Source organism: Rhodoferax sp. LS1P39 (assembly GCF_056521425.1).
In genome coordinates, this window is record NZ_JBWMAV010000002.1 from 53843 (window position 1) to 74296 (window position 20454).

The window sequence follows — 20454 nt, forward strand, 5'->3', positions numbered from 1 at the left end:
TCATGATGCCATCAGCATCAGGCCTGCAGCCGTGTTGGAAATGGGGATGTGGTAGTTGGAGTGCAGCAGGCGCGCCGGGCCGGGCAGCGCGGCGCGGGCGGTCAGCCACATCAGCAGCTCAATGCCCTGGGTGCCCACCTTTTCCACCAGTTCATGGATGGAGAAGCGGGTGGCCCAGGCCGGGTCGCTGACCAGGCTGCGCATGAACTCCAGGTCAAACTCTTTGTTGATAAAGCCTGCCCGCTGGCCGTCGAGCTGGTGGCTCAGGCCGCCGGTGCCGACCACCACCACCCGGGCATCGCTGTCCCAGCGGGCGATGGCGCGGCCAATGGCTTCACCCAGGGCAAAGCAGCGGGCAGCGGTGGGCAAGGGAAACTGCACCGTGTTCAGGCAGACGGGCACGGTGGTCACGGGCCAGGCGGCCTGGGGGTCGGCATGCGGCCACAACAGGTCCATGGGCAGGCAGAAGGCGTGGTCCACCAGCATTTCCTGGCAGGTGGTGATGTCGAAGCCATCGGCTACCAGGCCGTTGATCAAATGCCACGACAAATCCTGGTTGCCCTGGAAGGGTGCCGCCGTGGCCAGGCCCCAGCCTTCATCGGCATGGTGGTACTGCGGCGCGGCCCCCACGGCAAAGGTGGGCATCTTGTCGAGAAAGAAGTTCAGCCCGTGGTCGTTGTAGATGACGACCGCCACATCCGGCTTGACTTCGTCCAGCCACTGGCGCACCGGGGGGAAGCCATCGAAGAAGGGTTTCCAGTAGGGATCGTTTTGCAGATCCTGGGCAATCGCCCGGCCAATGGCGGGCACGTGGGACGTAGTAATGGCACCAACGATTTTGGCCATGCTTATGCTCCTGCGGCCAACAGACGGGCCGTGAATTCTGCTTTGCTCACGCCCGTTTGCTGGGCTCCGATGTCTTGCATGTCCAGCCCGAAAATACCGGCGAACTTGGCCAGGTAGTAGGCGTTGCCGCCCGCAGCCAGCAGGGCCAGCACATTGCGCTGGCGGATCGCCTCGGCCTGTTCGGCGTTCAGGCCGAATGTGCGCATGTAGGCTTCCTCGTCGCGCTGGAACTCGGCGCGCGCGTCGGCGGCGTTGAAGGAAAAGCACATTTTGTTGAGGGCGTAGCCTTTGCGGGCTTGCACACCGTCGAACAAAGTGGTGCCGGGGATATCGGCCTGGGCCATGGTTGTCTCCTGTGGAAGTGGTGGAAACCGCAGTATTCCCAAACAGATCCCCCAGATAAACCCGATAATCACGATCAGACCCATGAGCAAATTCGATCATTCCCACCTCGATGGCCAGTTGCTACAGCTGCTGCTGGCAGTGCTGGAAGAAGGCTCGGTGACGCGGGCCGCCCAGCGGCTGGGGGTTACGCAGTCGGCGGTCAGCCATTTGCTGGACAAGCTGCGCGCCATCACCGGCGACCCGCTGTTTGTAAAGTCAGGCCGCGGCATCCAACCCACCGCCCGGGCCGAGGCCATGGCCCAGCCCGCCCGCCTGCTGCTGGAAGACATGCAGCGTCTGGCCACGCCCGAGCAGTTTGACCCGGCCCGGCTGCAAACCTGCTTCACCATTGCGGCCAACGACTTCCAGCGCGATCTGCTACTGCCCGCCCTGCTGCAAAGGCTGCGGCAGCAGGCCCCCCAGGTCAGCCTGCACATGGTGCCGTCCGGCGTGCCGACGGCCGAGATGCTGCGCGACGGCAGTTGCCATCTGGTGGTGTCACCACGCCCGCCCGATGCCACCGACGTGGTGCAAAAGCGCCTGTTTGCCACGCCCTACCGCGTGTTTTTCGATGCCAGCCAGCGCGCCGCGCCCAACAGCCTGGCCGACTACCTGGCCAGCGAGCACATCAGCGTGGTGTACCAGCCCCGCCGCACGCTGGACATCGACCAATGGCTGCAAGCCCAGGGCATCCAGCGCCGAATGGCCGCCACCGTGCCGGGGTTTGCGGGTATTGCGGCGTTTTTGCACGCGGGCCCCTGGCTCGCCACCCTGCCCGGCCTGCTGGCGCTGGGCATGCTGCGTGGCCTGCAGAGCTGCCCGGTGCCAGTGCCCTGCCCCGACTTGCCGATGTACATGCTGTGGCACCTGCGCCACCAGCACGATCCGGTGCACCGCTGGCTGCGCCAGTCGCTGGAAGCCACCGCAGCCGAGGTGCTGGCGCGGGCCTACCCCGCCGAGTTTGCCTCCTAAAATAGGCCCTCTGCGCTATCCGAATAAAGACCTTCAGCTATGGAATTGGTAGTAAATACGCCTCCCGAACCCGCTGCGCCCCAGCTGTGGGTGGCCTGCCTGTGCGCCGACTGGTGTGGCAGTTGCCGCGACTACCAGGAACGGTTTGAGCAGGTCGGGCGCGGGTTTGCCGGTGCGGAGTTTGTCTGGGTGGACATCGAGGACCAGGCCGATCGGGTGGACCCGATCGAGGTGGACAACTTCCCCACGCTGTTGGTGGTGGTGGACGGTGCGGTGCGCTTCTTTGGCAGCATCACGCCACAAACCGAGACACTGCAGCGGCTAGTGCAGGCACAGCTGGATGCTCCGGCGGCAGTGGCTGCCCCAGAGGTAACGGCCTTGGCACAGCGCTTACGGCGTTAGTTTTGGCTTGTCGGGTGCGGGCGGGGCTAGCGTATCGCCGTCCGCGTCGTCCATGTTCTGCGCCAGGTAGTGCTGCACCAACGCAAAGAAGCGGTCGTAAAACCGTTCGCTGGTGACGGTTTCGCTGGCCACCTTGACCATGGCATCGTTGCTGGAGCTGACCGGCACCGACACCGAACCCAGCACGCCCACGCCCAGGCTGGCCGAGGTGTTGCTTTTCTTCAGGGCATAGCGGTCCTGCAGTGCGGTCACAAAGCCCAGGCTGAGCTTGCCGTCGCGGCTCTCCGACGCGCAGACCACGCGGATGTCCATCTGCACGTGGATTTCGTTCTCGGGCTGGAAGTTCTTCTGCCCTTGCACCAGCTCTTTGGCCGCGTTGGAAATCACGTAGCCCTGGCTGAGCAAGGCGCGCCGGGCGGCCTCGCAAGTGTCGGCCGGGCTGGCATCGAACATGCGCGAGTACTTGCCCGTCGAGTCGAACTCTTCTTGCTGGGTGATGGGCTTGAGATGGGTGGCACAGCCGGCCAACACCAGGGAGCCCAGGCACGCCAGCGCAACGCTAATCTTCGGGAAGGTCATACACCGTGTCCGACCCCGACAGCACCGACAAGTTCAGTGGCCGCACCGCGCCCATCCACATCGCAAAGTCGCGGTGGTCGATCAAATCGTTACCGGTGATGGGGTGGATGAACACCACCAGGCCGCGCCGGTGCAGGGCCAGCCAGGGCACCAGCTCGGCAAACACCGCAGGTGCAAAGGCCAGCTGGCAGCTGCCGTCCGGGTGCGGGCCCACCGGGCCGGGGTGGACCCGGCCCATGGCCAGCTTGAATCGGCTGGCAGCCTCCAGGCACAGGGCGCGGCCCTGCTCCTGCGTGGCCGCATCAAAGTACACGTGGGCGTGGAAACCCCTGATACGGGCATCACTCATGGTGCGCGGTGCAGGCGCGGGCTTGCCAGGGCCACCACCTGCTCAGCGATGGCGGTATCCACGTTCGGGTGCCGCGCCGGGGCGTTGGGCAACTGCAGCAAGGCCCGCAGCTGGGCCACGTCTTTGGCGCTAGGGGCGGCCTTGATCTGGGCAATGGCGGCCTGGGCGTTGCCGGTGCGGATCACCGCCAGCATCTTGGTGACCCACTCGCTGGGCCCGGATTTGTGTTTGGACATAGGTCTATTTTGGCACTTGCAGAAACAGCAACGCCGCGCAGGCAGCCCGAGGGCCCGCCTACGCGGCGCGTGCAATACCGAAAAAAGCTTAGCCTTGGTGGGCGCGCTTGCCAGGGTTCTTCTTGCTGCGCGTAGCAACACCACGCTCCAGGCTGCGCTTTTGGCCGCGGCTGACGGGGCTGGTGTAGCCAGGCAGTGGGGTGGGACGGGGTGTAGCCTTACGCTCGGCTTCGGTGCGGGGTTCTTTTGCCATTGTGTTTACTCCATAGAAAATGTGACAACCCACGATTAGGCCACAACCGCGCGGGCGATTTGCCCGCACAGCCGGTTAAACGGGGGTTTTAAGCGGAAATTAGCCTGCGGCGGCTTCGTCCATGGCCTGGCACGAAGGTGCGCACACGGCTTGCGACTTGCCCAGCACCTTGCGGGTGCCCATCAGCGAACGGGTGCGGTGCTTGCCGCACAAAAAGCAGGACATGGTGGCACCGCCAAACGATGCCGCAGCGGCGAAGGGGGAACCGGAGGCTTTGGATTTGTAACGCAGGCCGTCGGCCAGCATGGCAGTTTTGGAATCAGCTTTCGCCATGGATAGAGCCTTAGTTGGCTGCTAATTGCAGCAATTTTGCAAGGAAATAGTTCGGCGCATAGCCGGATAAGAGGCTGCATTATCCTCTTGATTGGTGGGCGTCCTGAGCGCAGGGGTGTATACCGTGCAATCACCGGGGTTGTTTTATCCTCAATATGGAGGATGTTTTTTTGCCCTTACCGTTGACAGCCCAAGAAACACATTTTTTCAAAGCTACTATTTTTATAGCTGCTCGTGCTCTACCAATAAGCGCGGGAAGCCTATTTCATCCAATATTGCGCCAGGTCAATAGTCCAGCGCGGTTGGCGTAACGCACCTGGGCATCCAGCGCCTCGACCTGCACCTTGGCTGCCCGACCCCGGTAGACCTCGGCAGCCAGCCAGTCGCATTCCTGTTGCAGGGCGGCTTCATCCATCAGCCGGGTGTGCCAGACCTTGTTGGCGGCATCCCAGCGGTAGCCGCGTTCCTTGAGCAGGTCTTTGGCATCAAAGGGTGCGCCATTGGCCTGCAGACGGTAACGGGTGCCCTCGGCGGCGGCCAGCAGATGGGCCAGGCCGGTGCGGCCTGCGACCGGCAACGGCGCTTGCAGCACCGCCAGCAAGGCGTGGCAGTCCATTTCTGCACGGTGCGCGTCATAAAACCGGCCCAGGTCCAGCGCCAGGGCGGTGAGCTTGGCGGAGTCGCGGCCCTCCTGCTTCCAGTCGATATCGGCAAACGAGCAGGCCCAGGCCTTGGCGGCGAACGCGGGCAGACGGGCTTCGACAAACGGGCGGTCAAACGCTGCGTTGTGCGCCACCACCAGGTCTACGCCGTCCAGCAGCTCGGCGATGCGGGCCTCGTCCAGGGCCAGGCCCGCCACCATGCTGTCGGCTATGCCGGTGATCTTGCGGGCAATGTCGGGAATGGGTTGGCCGGGGTCTTCCAGGCCGTCGTACACCTGCACGCTGCCGCAGGGCAGACCGGTGGCGGTGTCCACATCCACGCGCAGCAGGGCCAGCTCGATGATCTTGTCGCGGCTGTGCTCCAGGCCGGTGGTTTCGGTGTCCAGCACCAGCAAGCGCTTCACGCCCTGGGCAGGCGCGGCGGCAAATTCCAATTGCGGCACCAGGCGGCGCAGCACGCGGTAGTCGGGGTGTTGTTCGAGTTGCAGAGCTAAGGCTTCGGCATCGGGTGCTGCGGCGACCAGCACCACCTTTGGTGGTGGCACACATGGCTCAGCCACGGCTTCGGTGAACACGAAATCCATTTGTGCCGACACCGCAGCGCTGGGTACGCGGCGGCTCTTGGTAGGAGAAGACATCAGGTGCAGGGCTTACAGAAAGGGCGCGAGTGTACGCCTCCACCCTGCCCTGCCCTGCCCCAGCAACTTAGCCCGCCAGATGCGCGTCGGTGGTGGTAATCGCCGCATAGCCAAAAGCCAGCGCAGCCATTGCGGCGGCATGTACCTGGGCGGCAGGCACCTGGGTTCCACCAAACTCCAGGTCCATGGTCGCACAGGCATCGTGCACCACGGTCACGGGATAGCCAAAATCGACCGCGGCGCGGCTGGTCGCCTCAATGCACATGTGGCTCATCGCCCCGATGACCACCAGCTCCTGGATGCCTTGTTCGTCCAGCATCTGCTTGAGGTGGGTGTCGCGGAACGAGTTGGGGTAGTTCTTGAGGACCACCGGCTCGCCTTCGGCAGGTGCCACGGCGGGGATGATTTGCACGCCATCGCTACCGGGTACGAAGACCGGTGCACCAGCCTGCGCCATCTCGTGCCGAACATGGATCACTAATTCGCCTTTGGCGCGTGCCGCCGCGATGGTGCGGGCGGCGTTGGCCAAGGCGGCCTCGATGCCGACCAGCGGCAGCTTGCCGGTGGGAAGGTATTCGTTTTGGAGGTCAACGACGAGGGTGGCGCGCTTGCTCATGGGAAGGTTTCTTTCTTTAAGGTAGACAGCTTGAATTTTCAAGACATACCGAACAGTGCGCCATTGGCCTGAATAACTATCTTAGATAAAATCGGGCCAAAATGCTGCAACCCGAAGACCCCATGCCGCCTGTCCGTGTCGCCGTTCTGGCCTTCAATGGCGTGAGCCTGTTCCATCTTTCGGTGCCGGGCATCGTGTTTGGCATCGAGCCGGTGCCCAGTGGCCTGCCGCCCTATGAAGTGCGGTACTGCGCACCAAGACCCGGCCGCGTGCGCTGTGACCAGGGTGTGGAGATCGAGGTGCCGGGCGGCCTGGACGCGATGGAGGCAGCCGACATCATCGTGATACCAGCCTGGAACCGCCCTGAAATCGCCGCTCCTGTGGCGCTGACAGACGCGCTGCGCCAGGCCCATGCGCGCGGTGCCTACGTGATCGGCCTCTGCCTGGGTGCATTCGTGTTGGGGGATGCGGGTCTGCTGGACGGGCGGCGTGCAACCACCCACTGGGCCTGCCGCGCGCTTTTTGCCCAGCGCTTTCCCAAGACAGATTTCCATCCGGACGTGCTGTATGTTGATGATGGCAACGTGATCACTTCGGCCGGCACCGTGGCCGCCATCGACTGCTGCCTGCACATCGTGCGCCTGCGCCACGGAGCCGATGTGGCCAATCGCGTGGCGCGGCTGCTCGTGACACCGCCGCACCGCCAGGGCGGGCAGGCCCAGTACATCGAGCAACCCGTTCCGGCCCTGCCCAGCGAGAAGCGTTTGCCCGGTGTGTTGGAGTGGGCACGCGCGCACCTCTCAGAGCCGCTGACGCTGGATGCGCTGGCCGATGTAGCCCGGATGAGCCGGAGAACCTTCACCCGCCGCTTTCGTGAGGCCACGGGCACCACCGTCAACAAGTGGCTGACGACCGAACGCGTCGGTCGGGCGCAGCAATTGCTGGAGACCACGGACATGCCGATCGAGCGGCTTGCAGCAGAGGTGGGCTTTGGCACGGCGCTGTCACTGCGACAGCACTTTGCGCTCCAGGTGCGCACCTCACCGTCCGCCTACCGGCGGGCCTTCCGCGCCGGTGGCACTTCGGGCTGAGTGCGTCCAGTCAAGCCTTTATTTCAGCCAACCACTGTTGCAGCGTGCGGGGTGTCAGCCCGAGCAGGCGCTGTGCACTCGAGTCCGCGGCTATCGCATTTGCGGATGCTTGTGCTTGCGCCTGGTAGCCAGCGACGACCCCAGCCGCAGCAGCGGCACCGAACAAGGGGGCAATCATCTCGCCAAATGCTCCGGGCTCCAGGCTGCTGAACGATACCGGGCGGCCCCAGTAACGCGCGAAGCCCTCAGCAAGATCCATCCCAGTCACTGCGGGCGACTGTCCGACACCGACAACGCCGTTCACGGAAGCGTCCACCAGCAGGCGCTCGGCAGCCTCGGCCACGTCCAGATGGGAGCACCAAGACACCGGGTAGTTTGCCCCCAGGGGATACCGCAAAATTCCCTCGGACTGCACCGGTACAAGTACGACCGGGAGGAGCAAATTCTCAAAAAACAAGCGTGGTGCCACAACCGCCAATGAAACGCCGGTGTGCTGGACCTCGCGAATCAGCGTGGAGATGGCGCTTTCTGGGGGGTTCTGTAGCGGTGAAGTCGGTTCGTCCACCACCCATCCGCTGGTGGAGATCACCACCCGCTGGGGCTTTGCGCGGGCAATGGCCTGGGCGATGTTGCGGGCGTACCGGAGGCGATTCTCCTCAGCCACCACCGGTAAATGGATGAAGACACCCTCCGCACCCTGGTAAGCCGCAACCAATGAATCCACCGAGTCATTGTCCACCGCGACGGCAGGCACGTCCTTGACGGCAGACGGATGGCGGACTGCGGCCACCGCATGCTTGCCCGACCGAACCAAACGCGCCAAAAGCGGTGCACCTTGTGCGCCTGTTGCGCCGTGAATCACAAAAGTCATGGGAGTTTCTCTCTATGGTGTAGTGGATAGAGTGTTAATAGTCTAATATTTGCACTGGTTACGTCAAATGCACTAATTGAGAAATTGCAGACATGGAGCAAAAAAAGATACCTTGCTGCGGAGTCGCGCGGTTCCTGACGCTGCTGGACGGTCCGTGGGCCACACTGATCGTGCGCGAGTTGCTGCACGGACCCCTAAGGTTTACGCAACTGAAGGACGCACTACCCGGCATCAGCGCCCACACATTGACACACCGGCTGAAAGGCTTCGAGCGCCATGGACTGGTCACGCGTACCGCGTACGCCGAGACACCGCCACGGGTCGTTTACACACTAACCCCTCTTGGCGAGGGGCTGCGGGATGTTCTAGAGGCAATGGGAAAGTGGGGAGAAGCGGTACCAGACGAAGCGATCGCGGGAGAAACCGCCCCTAACTAGCGGCTTGCCCCGAAAGCTGCGTCGCCTTAGCTGCGCCCCGCCAAGACGATGGCTTCGCGCGACAGGCCGTCGATCTTGCCGGTGATGCCGGTCAGCACGTTGGCTACTACCGCAAACTCACGGCCAAAGTTGCCGGCGCGGGCGGCGATGACCAGGGCGTTGAAACTCACCACCTTGGCTTCGCGGGCGACGCTCTGGATGTCGTTGACGATGCCGCTGAGCTCGCGCTTCATGTGGTCGGACTGGGTTTTGCTGATCTCGTCGAACACGGTGGTGGCCTTGTTCAGGGCCTCCAGCACCGCGTCGGTGTGCGCCACCACCTGGGCCACCGAAGCGGGCTGGCGCGGGTCGCGCTGGGCGATGTGGTCCAGGGCCGTGCGCACCAGTTTGGTGAAGGTCTGGATGCTGCCGCCCACGCCCTGTACGTCGTGGTACACAGCCTCCACCTTGCGGGCGCTGGCCTCGTCGAGCTTTTTGGGCATTTTCAGCAGCGTGGCCTGGCTGTCGGAAAACAGGCTCAGCGTGCGCTCGGCCGCCTGCAGCTGGGCTTTGTCGCCCTGGGCGGCCAACACGGTTTGCAGCACCATGCGCTGCGACAGCATGCGCTGGCGGGCCGCCAGGTTGACGGTAGACAGACCCGCGTTGTCGGGCATGGTGGTGGCCAAGGACCGGGTGCTGGGGTGCATAAAGGACTTTCGCAAAGAGCGGCAGGAGGATTCCCGTCGCACCTGTCACGCAAAGCCCATGCCACCGTTACATCAACTTACGCGAACTCTTCGGTATCCACCTCGGACTGCGACTGCGCGTTGTAGCGGCCTGCGGTGATGGCGCGGGGGGCCATGAGCGCGTCCAACTGGGCCAGCACCTGGGGCGAGAGCTGCACATCGGCGGCGGCCAGGTCTTCGTCCAGGTGGGCGATGCGGGTGGTACCGGGGATGGGGATGATGTGCTCGCCTTGCTGCAGCAGCCAGGCAATGGCCAACTGGGCTAGGGTGCAACCGGCATCCGTGGCGATGGCCTTCAGGCCTTGCAGCAAGCGCAGGTTGGCGGCGTAGTTCTCAGGCGCAAAACGGGGCATGCTCCGGCGGATGTCTTTGGCATCCAGCGTGGCCACGTCGGTCAGGGTGCCAGTCAAAAAGCCGCGCCCCACCGGGCTGAAGGCCACAAAGGCCGTGCCCAGCTCCTTGCAGGCCTGCAGCACCGCGATTTCGGGGTTGCGCGTCCACAACGAATACTCGGTTTGCAGCGCGGTGATGGGGTGCACGGCGTGCGCCTTGCGCAAGGTGCTGGCCGACACCTCGGACAGGCCGATGGTCTGGATCTTGCCTTGGCGCACCAGGTCCGACAGCGCGCCCACGCTGTCTTCGATGGGCACGGTTTTGTCCCAACGGTGCAGGTAGTACAGGTCGATCACGTCAGTACGCAGGCGTTTCAATGCCTCTTCGCAGGTACGTTTGATCGTGGCCGGGCGGCCATCGATGACGCGCTTGCCATCCACACCCGCCATGCCGCATTTGCTGGCCAGGGTGAAGTGGCGGCGGTGCTTGGACAGCACTTTGCCGACCAGGTCTTCGTTGGCACCAAAGCCGTACAGGGCCGCGGTGTCGAACAGGGTCACACCCCGGTCCAGGGCGTGCATCAGCACCGCCTCGCCCTGCTCTGCCGTGACCGGCGCACCGTAGGCGTGGCTGAGGTTCATGCAGCCCAGGCCGATGGCCGAGACGTTAAAGGGGCCGAGGGCACGTGTTTTCATAGTCAAAAGTCCTTCCAGCGCTTATTCCATGGGCATAAGCAGCTCTATTTTTAGTAGTAAATCAGGCTACAGCTTCTTCAGGCGTGAGCACCGGGCCGGTGCCGCTGTAACGCTCCAGCGTCAGGTAGATCACCGGGGTGATGAACAGCGTGATGGCCTGCGAGAACACCATGCCGCCCACCACCGCCAGGCCCAGCGGCTGGCGCAGTTCGGCACCCGCACCAATGCCCAAAGCGATGGGCAGTGCGCCCATCAGCGCCGCCAGGGTGGTCATCATGATGGGCCGAAAGCGCAGTATGCAGGCGGTGCGGATGGCATCCAAGGGAGACATGCCCTGGTGGCGCTGCGCGTCCAGCGCAAAGTCGATCATCATGATGGCGTTCTTTTTGACGATACCGATCAGCAGCACGATGCCGATAGTGGCGATCAGCGTCAAATCTTGCCCAAACAGCATCAAGGTGGCCAGCGCCCCCACCGCCGCCGACGGTAGCCCGGCCAGGATGGTCAGCGGGTGGATGTAGCTCTCGTACAGCACCCCCAGCAGCACATAAATGACCAGCAAGGCCGCCAGCACCAGCACCATCTGGCTGCCCTGCGAGCTCTGGAACACCGCCGCGTCGCCGCCGTAGCTGGTGATGATGCTGCCGGGCAGGTTGATGGCCTGGCTGGCCTGGGCGATGCGGGCGGTGGCATCGCCCAGCGCCGCGCCGGGGGCCAGGTTGAACGACACCGTGACCGCCTGCAACTGACCCACGTGGTTGATCGCCGTAGGCCCGACCGTGCGGGTGACGGTGGTGAAGCTGCTCAGCGGCACCAGCGAACCGTTGCTGGAGCGCACGTAAATGCCGCCCAGCGCCTGCTCGTCCTGCTTGGCCTCGGGGGCCACCTCCATGATCACCGAGTAGCTGTCGGTGGGCAGGTAGATGGTGGACACCTGGCGCTCGCCAAACGCGCTGTACAGCGCGGTGCGGATGGTGTCGATGGACACGCCCAGGGTGTTGGCGGCATCGCGGTCGATCTTCAGTTGCGCGATCAGGCCGCGCAGCTGCGCGTCGCTGGTGACATCGCGAAAAAGTGGGTCGTCGCGCAACTGCGCCTGCAACTGGTTGGCCCACACATTGAGTTCGTCGGCCTTGATGCTTTGCAGAATGAACTGGTACTGCGCCTTGCTCTGGCGGCCACCGAGCTGCAGGTTTTGCACCGGGCGCATGAACACGTTGATGCCGGCCACGCTGCGCAGCTTCTTGCGCAGGCCTTCGACCACCTCTTTCATCTTCGGCCGCTCGCTTTGCGGTTTCAGGTTGATGAACATGCGGCCGCTGTTCTGGGCGTTGTTGCCGCCGTTGAACGAGCTGACGGTGAGCACGGCGGGGTCGGCCCGCACGATGGCGGCGGCGCGCTCCTGCAGCGCCACCATGGCGGGGAAAGAGGTGTCTTCCGAGGCTTCGGTAGTGACCTGGATCTGGCCGATGTCTTCTTCGGGGAAAAAGCCCTTGGGGATCGCCATGGCCAGCCAGATAGTGGCCACAAACGTGGCCAGCGCCAGCAACAGCACCAGCTTGCGGTGGCGCAGCGCGGCATCCAGCCAGCGGGTATAGCCGGCCAGAAACTTGTCAAACCCCACCTCGAAGGAGTGGACGATGCGGCCTGGCGGCTTTTTGTGGCCTTCGTCGCTCAGGAAGCGGCTGGCCAGCATGGGCACCAGGGTCAGTGACACAAAGGCCGACACCACGATGGACAAGCCCACCACCACCGCAAACTCATGGAACAGCAGGCCGATCACGCCGGGCATGAAAAAGATCGGGATAAACACCGCGATCAGCGAGGTCGACATGGAGATGATGGTGAAGCCCACCGAGCGCGAGCCGCGCAGCGCGGCCTGGAACGGTTCCTCGCCGTTTTCGATGCGGCGGATGATTTCCTCCAGCACCACAATCGCGTCGTCCACCACCAGGCCCACGGCCAAGGTGAGGCCCAGCAGGGAGATGTTGTCCAGGCTGTAGTTCATGCCCCACAGCAGGGCCACCGCGCCCACCAGCGACACCGGCAGCGACAGCGCCGGAATCACCGTGGCCACAAAGCGGCGCAGAAACAAAAAGATCACCAACACCACCAGCACCACGGTGCCCGCCAAAGTGAGCGACACATCGTGCAGCGCCTCGCGCACCGACTTGGAGCGGTCGTTCACGGGAGTCATTTTGATGGACTGCGGCATCTGCGCCTGCAGGCCGGGCAAGGCGGCCAGCACCCTATCTACCACCTGCACCGTGTTGGCACCGGGCTGGCGCTGCACGGCCAGGGTGATGGAGGGTTCGCCGTTCAGGGTGGCCCAGCTTTTCAGGGTTTCCAGGCTGTCTTCCACGCTGGCCACATCGCGCAGGCGCACCGGGTTGCCTCCCTTGGTGCTGACGATCAGGTTGGCAAAGTCGGCCGCGTCCTTGAGCTGGCGGTTGGCTTGCAGCACCAGGGTTTGGTTGGGGCCGTCCAGCGTGCCCACAGGGGTGTTGACGTTGGCCGATTTGAGGACAGCGCTGAGTTCGTCCAGCCCGATATTGCGCACCGCCAGGGCCTGCGGATTGACACGCACCCGCACGGCGTAGCGCTTGGCCCCGAACACATTGACCTGGGCCACACCGGCAATGGTAGAGAAGGTGGGCGAGATCAGGTGCTCGGCAAAGTCTTGCAGGTCTGCCGGGGCCAGCGAGGGCGAGGTCATGGCCACCAGCAGAATCGGCGCGTCGGCAGGGTTCACCTTGCGGTACGACGGCGGGTTGCTCATGTCGTCGGGCAGCGCGCGCTGGGCCCGCAGCAGCGCGGCCTGCACGTCCACCGCGGCCGCGTCGATGTTGCGGCCCTCGTCAAATTCAAGGGTCAGTGAGGTGCTGCCCAGGGTGCTGGTGGAGCTGATGGTTTTGAGACCCGGCACGGTCTGGAACTGCTTCTCCAGCGGCAGCGCCACCGAGGTGGCCATGGTTTCGGGGCTGGCCCCGGCCAGGCTGGCCGAGACGTTGATCACCGGCGTGTCGTAGCTGGGCAGCGCTGCCACCGGAATCTCGCGGTACGCCAGCACCCCGGCCAGCACAATGGCCAGGTTCAGCAGCACCGTCATCACCGGACGGCGGATAAAGAGTTCAGACAAGTTCATGGTGCAGCCGACTTCGAGGTGGCGCTGCCAGGGGCGCTGGCCGATTTCTGCGCGCCCGCAGCCCGCTCCACCACGCGGGAACCAGGACGCAGGTTTTGCTTGCCGTCCAGCACCACCACGTCACCCGCCTGGATACCGGTCACCGCTGCGTCCAGGCCCTGGGCGTAAAGCTGCTGCACCGGCTTGGACACGGCCTTGCCGTCTTCCACGGTATAGACCATCGTGCCACGCGCAGCCTGGATCAGCGCCGTCTGCGGCACCACCACCACGTCTTTGAGCGTGCTGACGGTCTGCGCCACTTCCACAAATGCACCCGGCCAGAGCTTGCCGTCCGGGTTGTCAAACACCGCCTTGGCCTTGAGCGTGCCCGAGCTGGCATCCACCAGGTTGTCCACAAACTGCAGCCGCCCCTTGAACACGCCACCGTTGTCGGCCAGCGTGGCCGTGACCGGCGCACCACCGCCCTGGAGGGCGGCCAGCGCGTCACCCAGGTTGCGCTGCGGCAGGTTGAAGGCCACGCCCATAGGGTCAAGCTGGGTGATGGTCACCAGCGTGGTCACATTGGCCTGCACCAGGCTGCCCGCCGACACCGGCACCAGCCCCGCGCGCCCGGAGTTGGGGGCGTTGATGCGGTTGAACGACACCGCGACCTTGGCCGCATCGATGGCGGCCTGGTCGGCGGCCAGCGTGGCATTCAGGCCGTCGACTCCGGCCTGTGCGGTGTCCAGTGCCCCTTGCGAAATAAAGCTCTGCGCCAGCAGGTCCTTGCTGCGGGCCAGTTGGCGCTTGGCATCGGCCAGTGCGGCCGTGTCCTTGGCCAACTGGGCACGGGCCTTGGCCAGGTTGGCCTCGTCGGTGCGCGCGTCCAGGGTGAACATCAGCTGCCCGGCTTTGACGAACTGGCCCTCGGTGATGTGCACCTTGGCCACCACGCTGGTGACCTGGGCCTTCACATCCACGCTGGTCAGCGCGGTCACGGTGCCGGTGGCCTTGAGCACCACGGGCAGGTCGCGCTGCTGGGCTTTGGTAGTGGTCACGTTCACCGGCGCGCCCGCGCCCGATGCAGCAGCGGCGGGCGCTGAAGCCGCCGAGGCACCCGCAGCGGGAGCCGCCACGTCGGACTTGCCGGAGCAACCCCACAAGCCCAGGGCCAGCAGGCCGCAGACGGTATTCAAAACGAGGGAGGCAGTCTTCATGGTGCGAGGGGGGTTTCTATGGAAGGTCGAAAAATTCGCCGGAGTACGGCCAGTCCGGCTTGCAATGTCTGTTGCTCCAACGGGGTGCAGACCGCCAGAACGGCTTTAAGTTCACCGTGCGCCCGGTCTTGTATCTGCGCCAGTTGCGCCCGCCCGGCAGGCGTCACTTCCAACCGGGAGCGGCGGCGGTCGCCGCTGGCGGTTTGCGGCTGTACCAGAGCGGCCTGCACCAGGCGGTCGGCCATGGCCGAGGCGGTGGGCATGGTCACGCCCAGAAACGCGGCGATGTCGCCAATCGCGCAGCCCGGTTTGCCCGAGATGAAATTCAGGCAACGGAACTGCGGCACCGACAAGCTGCCATCGGCACCGTGGCGCATCGAGGTGCGGATCGCATCCATCACGGCAGGCACAACGTCCATCACCATGGCGGCGGAATCCTGGGCTGTCGGGGAGGTGTTCAAGGCGGTAAGCAAACGTTAATAGACAGGGTGGGCACCGGGTTTATAAACGTAAATGCTTAGCCCAGCTAAGTTAAATGATAAAACCTGCTGAAGACGGTTCTGTGATGGCTGGCAAGCGAATTGCAATGCCCACGTAAAGTCACGTTTTCATTTTCAGCATCTTTTAGGCACCCCGTGCTTATATCGCCTGCATGAGCAGCTCTTTTTTTAATAGCAAATACCCCTCTACACCCCTTCACCATGCTCACTGTCCACCACCTGAACAATTCCCGCTCGCAGCGCGTGCTGTGGCTGCTGGAAGAGCTGGAGCTGCCCTACCAGCTACAGAAGTACCAGCGCGATGCCAAAACCATGCTGGCCCCGCCCAGCCTGCGCGCAGTGCACCCCCTGGGCAAATCGCCGGTGGTGACGGACGGCGACCTGGTGCTGGCCGAATCGGGTGCCATCATCGAAACCGTCATCGAACACTACGGCCAGGGCCCCACACGTCCTGCCCTCGCACCCGCCCTGGGCACACCCGAGCGCCTGCGCTACCGCTACTGGCTGCACTACGCCGAAGGCTCGGCCATGCCACCGCTGCTGCTCAAGCTGGTGTTCGACAAGGTCGAATCCACGCCCATGCCCTTTTTTGTGAAACCCATCGCCAAAGCCATCAGCAGCAAGGTCAAGAGCAGTTTTATCCAGCCGCAAATCACCACCCACCTGGACTTCATGGAGGCCGAGCTGGGCAAAAACCTGTGGTTTGCCGGTGAGGAATTCAGCGGTGCCGACATCCAGATGAGTTTCCCCCTGGAAGCCGCCGCCGCCCGAGGCGGCCTGGATGCCAGCCGCCCCCGGCTGATGGCCTACCTGGCGCGCATCCACGCCCGGCCTGCGTACCAGCGGGCGCTGGCCAAGGGTGGGCCGTTTACCCTGGGATGATCAGCCCGCCGCGTTCAGCTGCTGCTCCAACTGGTGCAGCACGCGGTAGCAGGGCAGCACTTTGGCGACGCTGCTGTTGGGTTCGCGGCCTTCGCGGATGGCGGCGAAGAACTCGCGGTCTTGCAGTTCGATGCCGTTCATAGATACCGCCACCTTGCTCACGTCGATCTTTTCGTCCTTGCCGGTGTACAGGTCGTCGTAGCGGGCCAGGTAGGTGGCGCTGTCGCCGATGTAGCGGAAAAAGGTGCCCAGCGGGCCGTCGTTGTTGAAGCTCAAGCTCAGGGTGCAAATCGCGCCATTGGCGGCCTTGAGCTGGATGCTCATGTCCATGGCAATGCCCAGGGCCGGGTGGATCGGGCCTTGCACGGCGTGGGCCTGCACGATGGGGCTGCCGCACTGGTAGGCGAACAGATCGACCGTGTGGGCTGCGTGGTGCCACAGCAGGTGGTCGGTCCAGCTACGGGCTTCGCCCAGGGCGTTGATGTTGGTGCGGCGGAAGAAGTAGGTTTGCACATCCATTTGCTGGATGTTGAACTGGCCCGCTTCAATTTGCTGGTGCACGTACTGGTGGCTGGGGTTGAACCGGCGGGTATGGCCGACCATGGCCACCAGGCCGGACGTGGCCGCCAGCGCGGCGACCTGCTCGGCCCCGGCCAGGGTGTCGGCCAGCGGAATCTCGACCTGCACGTGCTTGCCGGCCTGCAGGCATTGCAGGGTTTGCGAAGCATGCATCTGGGTGGGCGTGCACAGGATGACCGCATCCACCTCGGGCAGGGCCAGGCTGTGGGCCAGGTCGTCGGTGACGTGCGGGATGCCGTATTTGGCCGCCACTTCGCGGGTTTTTTCCATGTCGCGGCCAATCACCGACACGGCTTCCACGCCGTCGATCAGCGCAATCGCGTCCAGGTGTTTGGTGCCGAAAGCGCCTGCGCCCGCCAGGGCGACTTTGATGGTTTTGGTCATATCAGTTGTTTTCCATGATTAAGTGGCCCACGGCGGTATTCGACGCGGGTACGTGGAAGAAGCGGTGCTTGAGCGTGGGCGCAGCGCCACCGGCCACATCGGCCATGGCACCCCGGGCGATCAGCCACATCACCAGCTCGATGCCTTCGGAACCAGCTTCGCGCACGTAGTCAATGTGGGGCACGCTGGCCAGGCCGTCGGGGTCGGCGATCAGGCGGTCCAGGAAGGCGTCGTCCCATTCCTTGTTGATCAGCCCGGCGCGCGCGCCCTGCAGCTGGTGGCTCATGCCGCCGGTGCCCCAGATTTGCACGTTCAGCGGCTGGTCGAACGACTCCACCGCTTTGCGGATGGCCTTGCCCAGCTCGAAGCAGCGGCGGCCCGAGGGCACGGGGTACTGCACCACGTTGACGGCAAACGGAATCACCGGGCAGGGCCAGGCATCGGGTTGGCCGCACATCAGCGAGAGGGGCACGGTCAGGCCGTGGTCTACATCCATCTTGTTGACGATGGTCAGGTCAAAGTCCTGCTGGATCACCGACTGGGCGATGTGCGCGGCCAGCTCGGGGTGGCCGAAAACCTTGGGCACCGGGCGCGGGCCCCAGCCTTCGTCGGCAGGCTGGTATTCGGCCGCGGTGCCGATGGCGAAGGTGGGGATCATGTCCAGGCTGAATGCGGTCGCGTGGTCGTTGAAGACCAGGAAGATCACGTCGGGCTTGTTGTCCTTGAGCCACTGCTTGGAGTAGTCGTAGCCCGCAAACAGGGGCTGCCAATACGGTTCGGTGGTCTTGCCCAGGTCGATGGCCGCGCCGATGGCGGGGACGTGCGAGGTGTAAACGCTGGCGGTAATTTTGGCCATGCTAGTGGGCTCCTTTTCCTTGATTTCCTGCTGAGCCTTGCGGCTGTCGGTGGGGCTGGGCATCGCCGCCCTCGCCCAGCACCCGGTTTCCTTCGACCGAACGGCCACCGGAGACCATCATGTTGCGGTATTCCTCTTCGCTCATGCCAGTCATGCTGCCCGCCATTTGCTGGAAGCTCATGCCGTGGGTGGCACCGATCTTGGCCAAAAAGTAGATGTTGCCGCCCTGGGCGATGCAACGGTTCAGGTCCATGTCGAGCACGGCCTGCTTCTGGCCTTCGGTCATGGGCCAGGTGTCCAGGTAGGCGCGCTGGTCGGCCTTGAAGGCTTCGCGGTTCTCGGCCTTCATCAGCGACATGCAGAACTGGTTCAGGTGGTAGCCCATGCGGCTTTGCTCGGCATCGAAGATGGTGGTGCCGGGCACGTCCAGGTAGGGTTTTTCTAATGACATTACTGCTCCTCGGGCCAGTAGAGGCGGTTGGGGTTATCGACCAAGAGCTTCTTTTGCAGCTCTACCGTGGGCGCGATGTGGGGGATGAAGTCCACCAGCAGGCCGTCGTCGGGCATGTGGTCTTTGAGGTTGGGGTGCGGCCAGTCGGTGCCCCAGAGCACACGATCGGGGAACTGCTCGACGATGCGCTTGGCAAACGGGATCACGTCCAGGTAGGCGTTTTGCTCGCCGTTCAAGGCCTTGGGGCCGCTCACGCTCAGGCGCTCGGGGCAGGTCACCTTGCTCCACACATTGCTGTGCTCGCGCATGAACTTCTCGAACAGCGCGAACTGCGGGCCATCGACCGGCAGCGCCACGTCGGGGCGGCCCATGTGGTCCACCACCACGGTGGTGGGCAGCGCGGTAAAGAAGTCCCACAGCTCGGGCAGATCGACCGCTTCAAAGTAGATCACCACATGCCAGCCCCATTTATGGATGCGGGTGGCGATTTCCAGCAGCTCGTCCTTGGGGGTGAAGTCCACCAGCCGCTTGACGAAGTTGAAGCGCACGCCGCGCACACCGGCATCGTGCATGGCCTGGATTTCCGCATCGCTGACGCTGCGCTTCACAGTGGCCACGCCGCGCGCCTTGCCGTTGGAGGCCTTCAGCGCATCGACCATGGCGCTGTTGTCCGAGCCGTGGCAGGTGGCCTGCACCACCACGTTCTTGGCAAAGCCGAGGTGGTCGCGCAGGGCGAACAGTTGCGCCTTGGAGGCATCGCAGGGGGTGTACTTGCGCTCGGGGGCAAACGGAAACTCCGCGCCGGGGCCGAACACGTGGCAGTGCGCGTCCACCGCGCCTGCGGGGAGCTGGAAGCGGGGCTTGGCCGGGCCGGTGTACCAGTCCATCCAGCCCGGGGTTTTAGTAAATTCCATGCGGTGCTCCTCTCGTTAATCTAGGGAAATATTGGCTTTTTTGACGATCTCGGCATAGCGCTTGGTCTCGGACTGGATGTAGCCGGCCAGTTGTTCGCGGGTCTGCACAAAGGGTTCGTAGCCAAACGACTGGTATTTCTCGCGCACGTCGGGCTCGGCCAGGGCTTTGTCGATGTCGTGCTTGATCTTCTCGGCCACGGCAGGCGGCAGGCCTTTGGGGGCGGCAATCAGGTTCCAGCCACTGACCTCGAAGTTGGCCGGGCCACCGGCTTCGGCCACCGTGGGGACATCGGGAAAACCGGGCTGGCGCTTGGGCGCGGCCACGGCCAGAAAGCGCAGCTTGCCCGCGCGCAGCAGGGGCCCTGCGGTGGCGCTGGTGCCCAGGGCATACGACAGCTCGTTGGTGGCCACGGCGGTGTAGAGCTGGGTGGTTTCCTTGTAGATGACGTTTTGCATCTGCGTGCCGGCCATGGTGTCGAACAGTTCGCTGCCCAGGTGCACCGGCGTGCCGATGGCCCAGGATCCGTAGTTCAGCTTGCCGGGCCGGGCCTTGGCATCGGCCACCAGGTCGCCCACTTTTTTGTACGGGCTGTCGGTGCCCACGGCCATGAAGAAATAGGCTTTGAACAGCGACGACAGCGGCTCGAAGTCCTTTTCAGCGTCGTAGGGCAGCTTTTTGAACAGGCTTTGGTAGGCGGTGACGTGCACAAAGTCGAGCTGGATCAGGTCGTGCCCGTCTTTGGCACCGCGCTTGAACGCGTCGATGGCGATGAAACCATTGCCGCCGGGCCGGTTTTCCACCACCACCGGCTGGCCCCAGGCGCGGGACAGTTTGTCGGCCACCAGGCGGGCCACGCCGTCCGGGCCGCCGCCCACCGGGAACGGAGTGATGATGCGCACCGGCTTGGTGGGGAAGTTCACGGCCTGGGCCTGCGACAGGCTGGGCAACGCGGCCAGGCCAGCGGCAATGGCCAAAGACAAGGTGCCAACGAGGCTGCTGCGGCGAGAAATGGACTGCATGGAAATGTCTCCGATGGGTTGTTATAGTGCTATCAAATTAAAATAACAATTTGATAGCTGCTACCGCCTAGTGATTAAGCGGTAGCAGCGTATTTCATGCCTAAA

The 20454-nt window shown here is 64.0% G+C and carries 25 protein-coding genes; 5 read left to right on the plus strand and 20 right to left on the minus strand.

Annotated elements, in window-relative coordinates; translation table 11 throughout:
* Both AC097O_RS03575 and AC097O_RS03580 read right to left on the minus strand, forming a co-directional pair.
* Positions 1-846, minus strand: coding sequence for a class III extradiol dioxygenase family protein (locus tag AC097O_RS03575; RefSeq protein WP_479591513.1), 846 nt, complete (start codon positions 844-846; stop codon positions 1-3).
* 2 nt (positions 847-848) lie between these two features.
* Positions 849-1190 (minus strand): protocatechuate 4,5-dioxygenase subunit alpha, encoded by a 342-nt coding sequence (locus AC097O_RS03580; protein WP_479591514.1) that lies wholly within the window; start codon positions 1188-1190, stop codon positions 849-851.
* An 82-nt stretch (positions 1191-1272) separates the two neighbouring features.
* On the opposite strand from AC097O_RS03580, the gene AC097O_RS03585 reads away from it, so the two are divergent.
* Positions 1273-2202 (plus strand): LysR family transcriptional regulator, encoded by a 930-nt coding sequence (locus tag AC097O_RS03585; RefSeq protein ID WP_479591515.1) that lies wholly within the window; start codon positions 1273-1275, stop codon positions 2200-2202.
* A gap of 39 nt (positions 2203-2241) precedes the next feature.
* On the plus strand, positions 2242-2604 hold the full coding sequence (locus tag AC097O_RS03590; protein ID WP_479591516.1) for a thioredoxin domain-containing protein: 363 nt from the start codon (positions 2242-2244) through the stop codon (positions 2602-2604).
* On the opposite strand, the gene AC097O_RS03595 is transcribed toward AC097O_RS03590, so the two are convergent.
* The 7 genes from AC097O_RS03595 to AC097O_RS03625 all read right to left on the minus strand — a co-directional run bounded on the left by AC097O_RS03595 (position 2593) and on the right by AC097O_RS03625 (position 6270).
* Positions 2593-3183 carry a DUF2242 domain-containing protein gene (locus AC097O_RS03595; protein ID WP_479591517.1) on the minus strand — a complete coding sequence of 197 codons (591 nt, stop codon included), beginning with the start codon at positions 3181-3183 and terminating at the stop codon, positions 2593-2595. The two genes, AC097O_RS03590 and AC097O_RS03595, sit on opposite strands and share 12 nt — an antisense overlap.
* Positions 3164-3532, minus strand: coding sequence for a DOPA 4,5-dioxygenase family protein (locus AC097O_RS03600; protein WP_479591518.1), 369 nt, complete (start codon positions 3530-3532; stop codon positions 3164-3166). The genes AC097O_RS03595 and AC097O_RS03600 overlap by 20 nt, the downstream gene beginning before the upstream one ends.
* Positions 3529-3768: a hypothetical protein gene (locus AC097O_RS03605; protein ID WP_479591519.1), complete on the minus strand. Its 240-nt coding sequence runs from the start codon at positions 3766-3768 to the stop codon at positions 3529-3531. Before AC097O_RS03605 ends, AC097O_RS03600 begins: the two co-directional genes overlap by 4 nt.
* An 88-nt stretch (positions 3769-3856) precedes the next feature.
* Complete coding sequence (locus AC097O_RS03610) at positions 3857-4021, minus strand: hypothetical protein (RefSeq protein WP_315185147.1); 165 nt, start codon at positions 4019-4021, stop codon at positions 3857-3859.
* A gap of 99 nt (positions 4022-4120) precedes the next feature.
* Entirely contained in the window at positions 4121-4354 is a 234-nt protein-coding gene (locus AC097O_RS03615) for a hypothetical protein (protein WP_295954953.1), read from the minus strand.
* A 265-nt stretch (positions 4355-4619) separates the two neighbouring features.
* Entirely contained in the window at positions 4620-5654 is a 1035-nt protein-coding gene (locus AC097O_RS03620) for a 3'-5' exonuclease (protein WP_479591520.1), read from the minus strand.
* 67 nt (positions 5655-5721) lie between these two features.
* Entirely contained in the window at positions 5722-6270 is a 549-nt protein-coding gene (locus AC097O_RS03625) for a cysteine hydrolase family protein (protein WP_479591521.1), read from the minus strand.
* A 122-nt stretch (positions 6271-6392) separates the two neighbouring features.
* Between AC097O_RS03625 and AC097O_RS03630 the strand changes: the two genes are divergently transcribed.
* Positions 6393-7361 carry a GlxA family transcriptional regulator gene (locus tag AC097O_RS03630; RefSeq protein ID WP_479591522.1) on the plus strand — a complete coding sequence of 323 codons (969 nt, stop codon included), beginning with the start codon at positions 6393-6395 and terminating at the stop codon, positions 7359-7361.
* Between the two features lie 10 nt (positions 7362-7371).
* Here AC097O_RS03630 and AC097O_RS03635 read toward each other — a convergent pair whose 3' ends face one another.
* Positions 7372-8232, minus strand: a complete 861-nt coding sequence (locus AC097O_RS03635; RefSeq protein ID WP_479591523.1) for an SDR family oxidoreductase — start codon at positions 8230-8232, stop codon at positions 7372-7374.
* Between the two features lie 92 nt (positions 8233-8324).
* Here AC097O_RS03635 and AC097O_RS03640 point away from each other — a divergent pair, with 92 nt between their 5' ends.
* Complete coding sequence (locus AC097O_RS03640) at positions 8325-8669, plus strand: winged helix-turn-helix transcriptional regulator (protein ID WP_479591524.1); 345 nt, start codon at positions 8325-8327, stop codon at positions 8667-8669.
* 26 nt (positions 8670-8695) lie between these two features.
* Here AC097O_RS03640 and AC097O_RS03645 read toward each other — a convergent pair whose 3' ends face one another.
* The 5 genes from AC097O_RS03645 to AC097O_RS03665 form a co-directional block, all read right to left on the minus strand.
* Complete coding sequence (locus AC097O_RS03645; protein WP_479591525.1) at positions 8696-9355, minus strand: type IV pili methyl-accepting chemotaxis transducer N-terminal domain-containing protein; 660 nt, start codon at positions 9353-9355, stop codon at positions 8696-8698.
* Positions 9356-9432: 77 nt separating this feature from the next.
* A complete protein-coding gene (locus AC097O_RS03650) occupies positions 9433-10422 on the minus strand; it encodes an aldo/keto reductase (RefSeq protein WP_479591526.1) in 990 nt (329 codons plus the stop codon).
* 61 nt (positions 10423-10483) lie between these two features.
* On the minus strand, positions 10484-13567 hold the full coding sequence (locus AC097O_RS03655; protein WP_479591527.1) for an efflux RND transporter permease subunit: 3084 nt from the start codon (positions 13565-13567) through the stop codon (positions 10484-10486).
* Positions 13564-14763, minus strand: a complete 1200-nt coding sequence (locus AC097O_RS03660) for an efflux RND transporter periplasmic adaptor subunit (RefSeq protein ID WP_479591528.1) — start codon at positions 14761-14763, stop codon at positions 13564-13566. Before AC097O_RS03660 ends, AC097O_RS03655 begins: the two co-directional genes overlap by 4 nt.
* Positions 14760-15224 carry a MarR family winged helix-turn-helix transcriptional regulator gene (locus AC097O_RS03665; RefSeq protein ID WP_479591529.1) on the minus strand — a complete coding sequence of 155 codons (465 nt, stop codon included), beginning with the start codon at positions 15222-15224 and terminating at the stop codon, positions 14760-14762. The genes AC097O_RS03660 and AC097O_RS03665 overlap by 4 nt, the downstream gene beginning before the upstream one ends.
* A 240-nt stretch (positions 15225-15464) precedes the next feature.
* Between AC097O_RS03665 and AC097O_RS03670 the strand changes: the two genes are divergently transcribed.
* On the plus strand, positions 15465-16145 hold the full coding sequence (locus tag AC097O_RS03670; RefSeq protein WP_479589226.1) for a glutathione S-transferase: 681 nt from the start codon (positions 15465-15467) through the stop codon (positions 16143-16145).
* Here AC097O_RS03670 and AC097O_RS03675 read toward each other — a convergent pair whose 3' ends face one another.
* The 5 genes from AC097O_RS03675 to AC097O_RS03695 are packed head-to-tail and all read right to left on the minus strand — an operon-like array spanning position 16146 to position 20349.
* Entirely contained in the window at positions 16146-17108 is a 963-nt protein-coding gene (locus AC097O_RS03675; protein WP_479591530.1) for a Gfo/Idh/MocA family oxidoreductase, read from the minus strand.
* Position 17109: 1 nt separating this feature from the next.
* Positions 17110-17964, minus strand: coding sequence for a class III extradiol dioxygenase subunit beta (locus AC097O_RS03680; protein WP_479591531.1), 855 nt, complete (start codon positions 17962-17964; stop codon positions 17110-17112).
* A 1-nt stretch (position 17965) separates the two neighbouring features.
* Positions 17966-18415 carry a protocatechuate 4,5-dioxygenase subunit alpha gene (gene ligA, locus AC097O_RS03685; protein ID WP_479591532.1) on the minus strand — a complete coding sequence of 150 codons (450 nt, stop codon included), beginning with the start codon at positions 18413-18415 and terminating at the stop codon, positions 17966-17968.
* Entirely contained in the window at positions 18415-19329 is a 915-nt protein-coding gene (locus AC097O_RS03690) for an amidohydrolase family protein (RefSeq protein WP_479591533.1), read from the minus strand. The genes ligA and AC097O_RS03690 overlap by 1 nt, the downstream gene beginning before the upstream one ends.
* A 15-nt stretch (positions 19330-19344) precedes the next feature.
* A complete protein-coding gene (locus AC097O_RS03695) occupies positions 19345-20349 on the minus strand; it encodes a Bug family tripartite tricarboxylate transporter substrate binding protein (RefSeq protein WP_479591534.1) in 1005 nt (334 codons plus the stop codon).
* Positions 20350-20454: the final 105 nt, after the last annotated feature.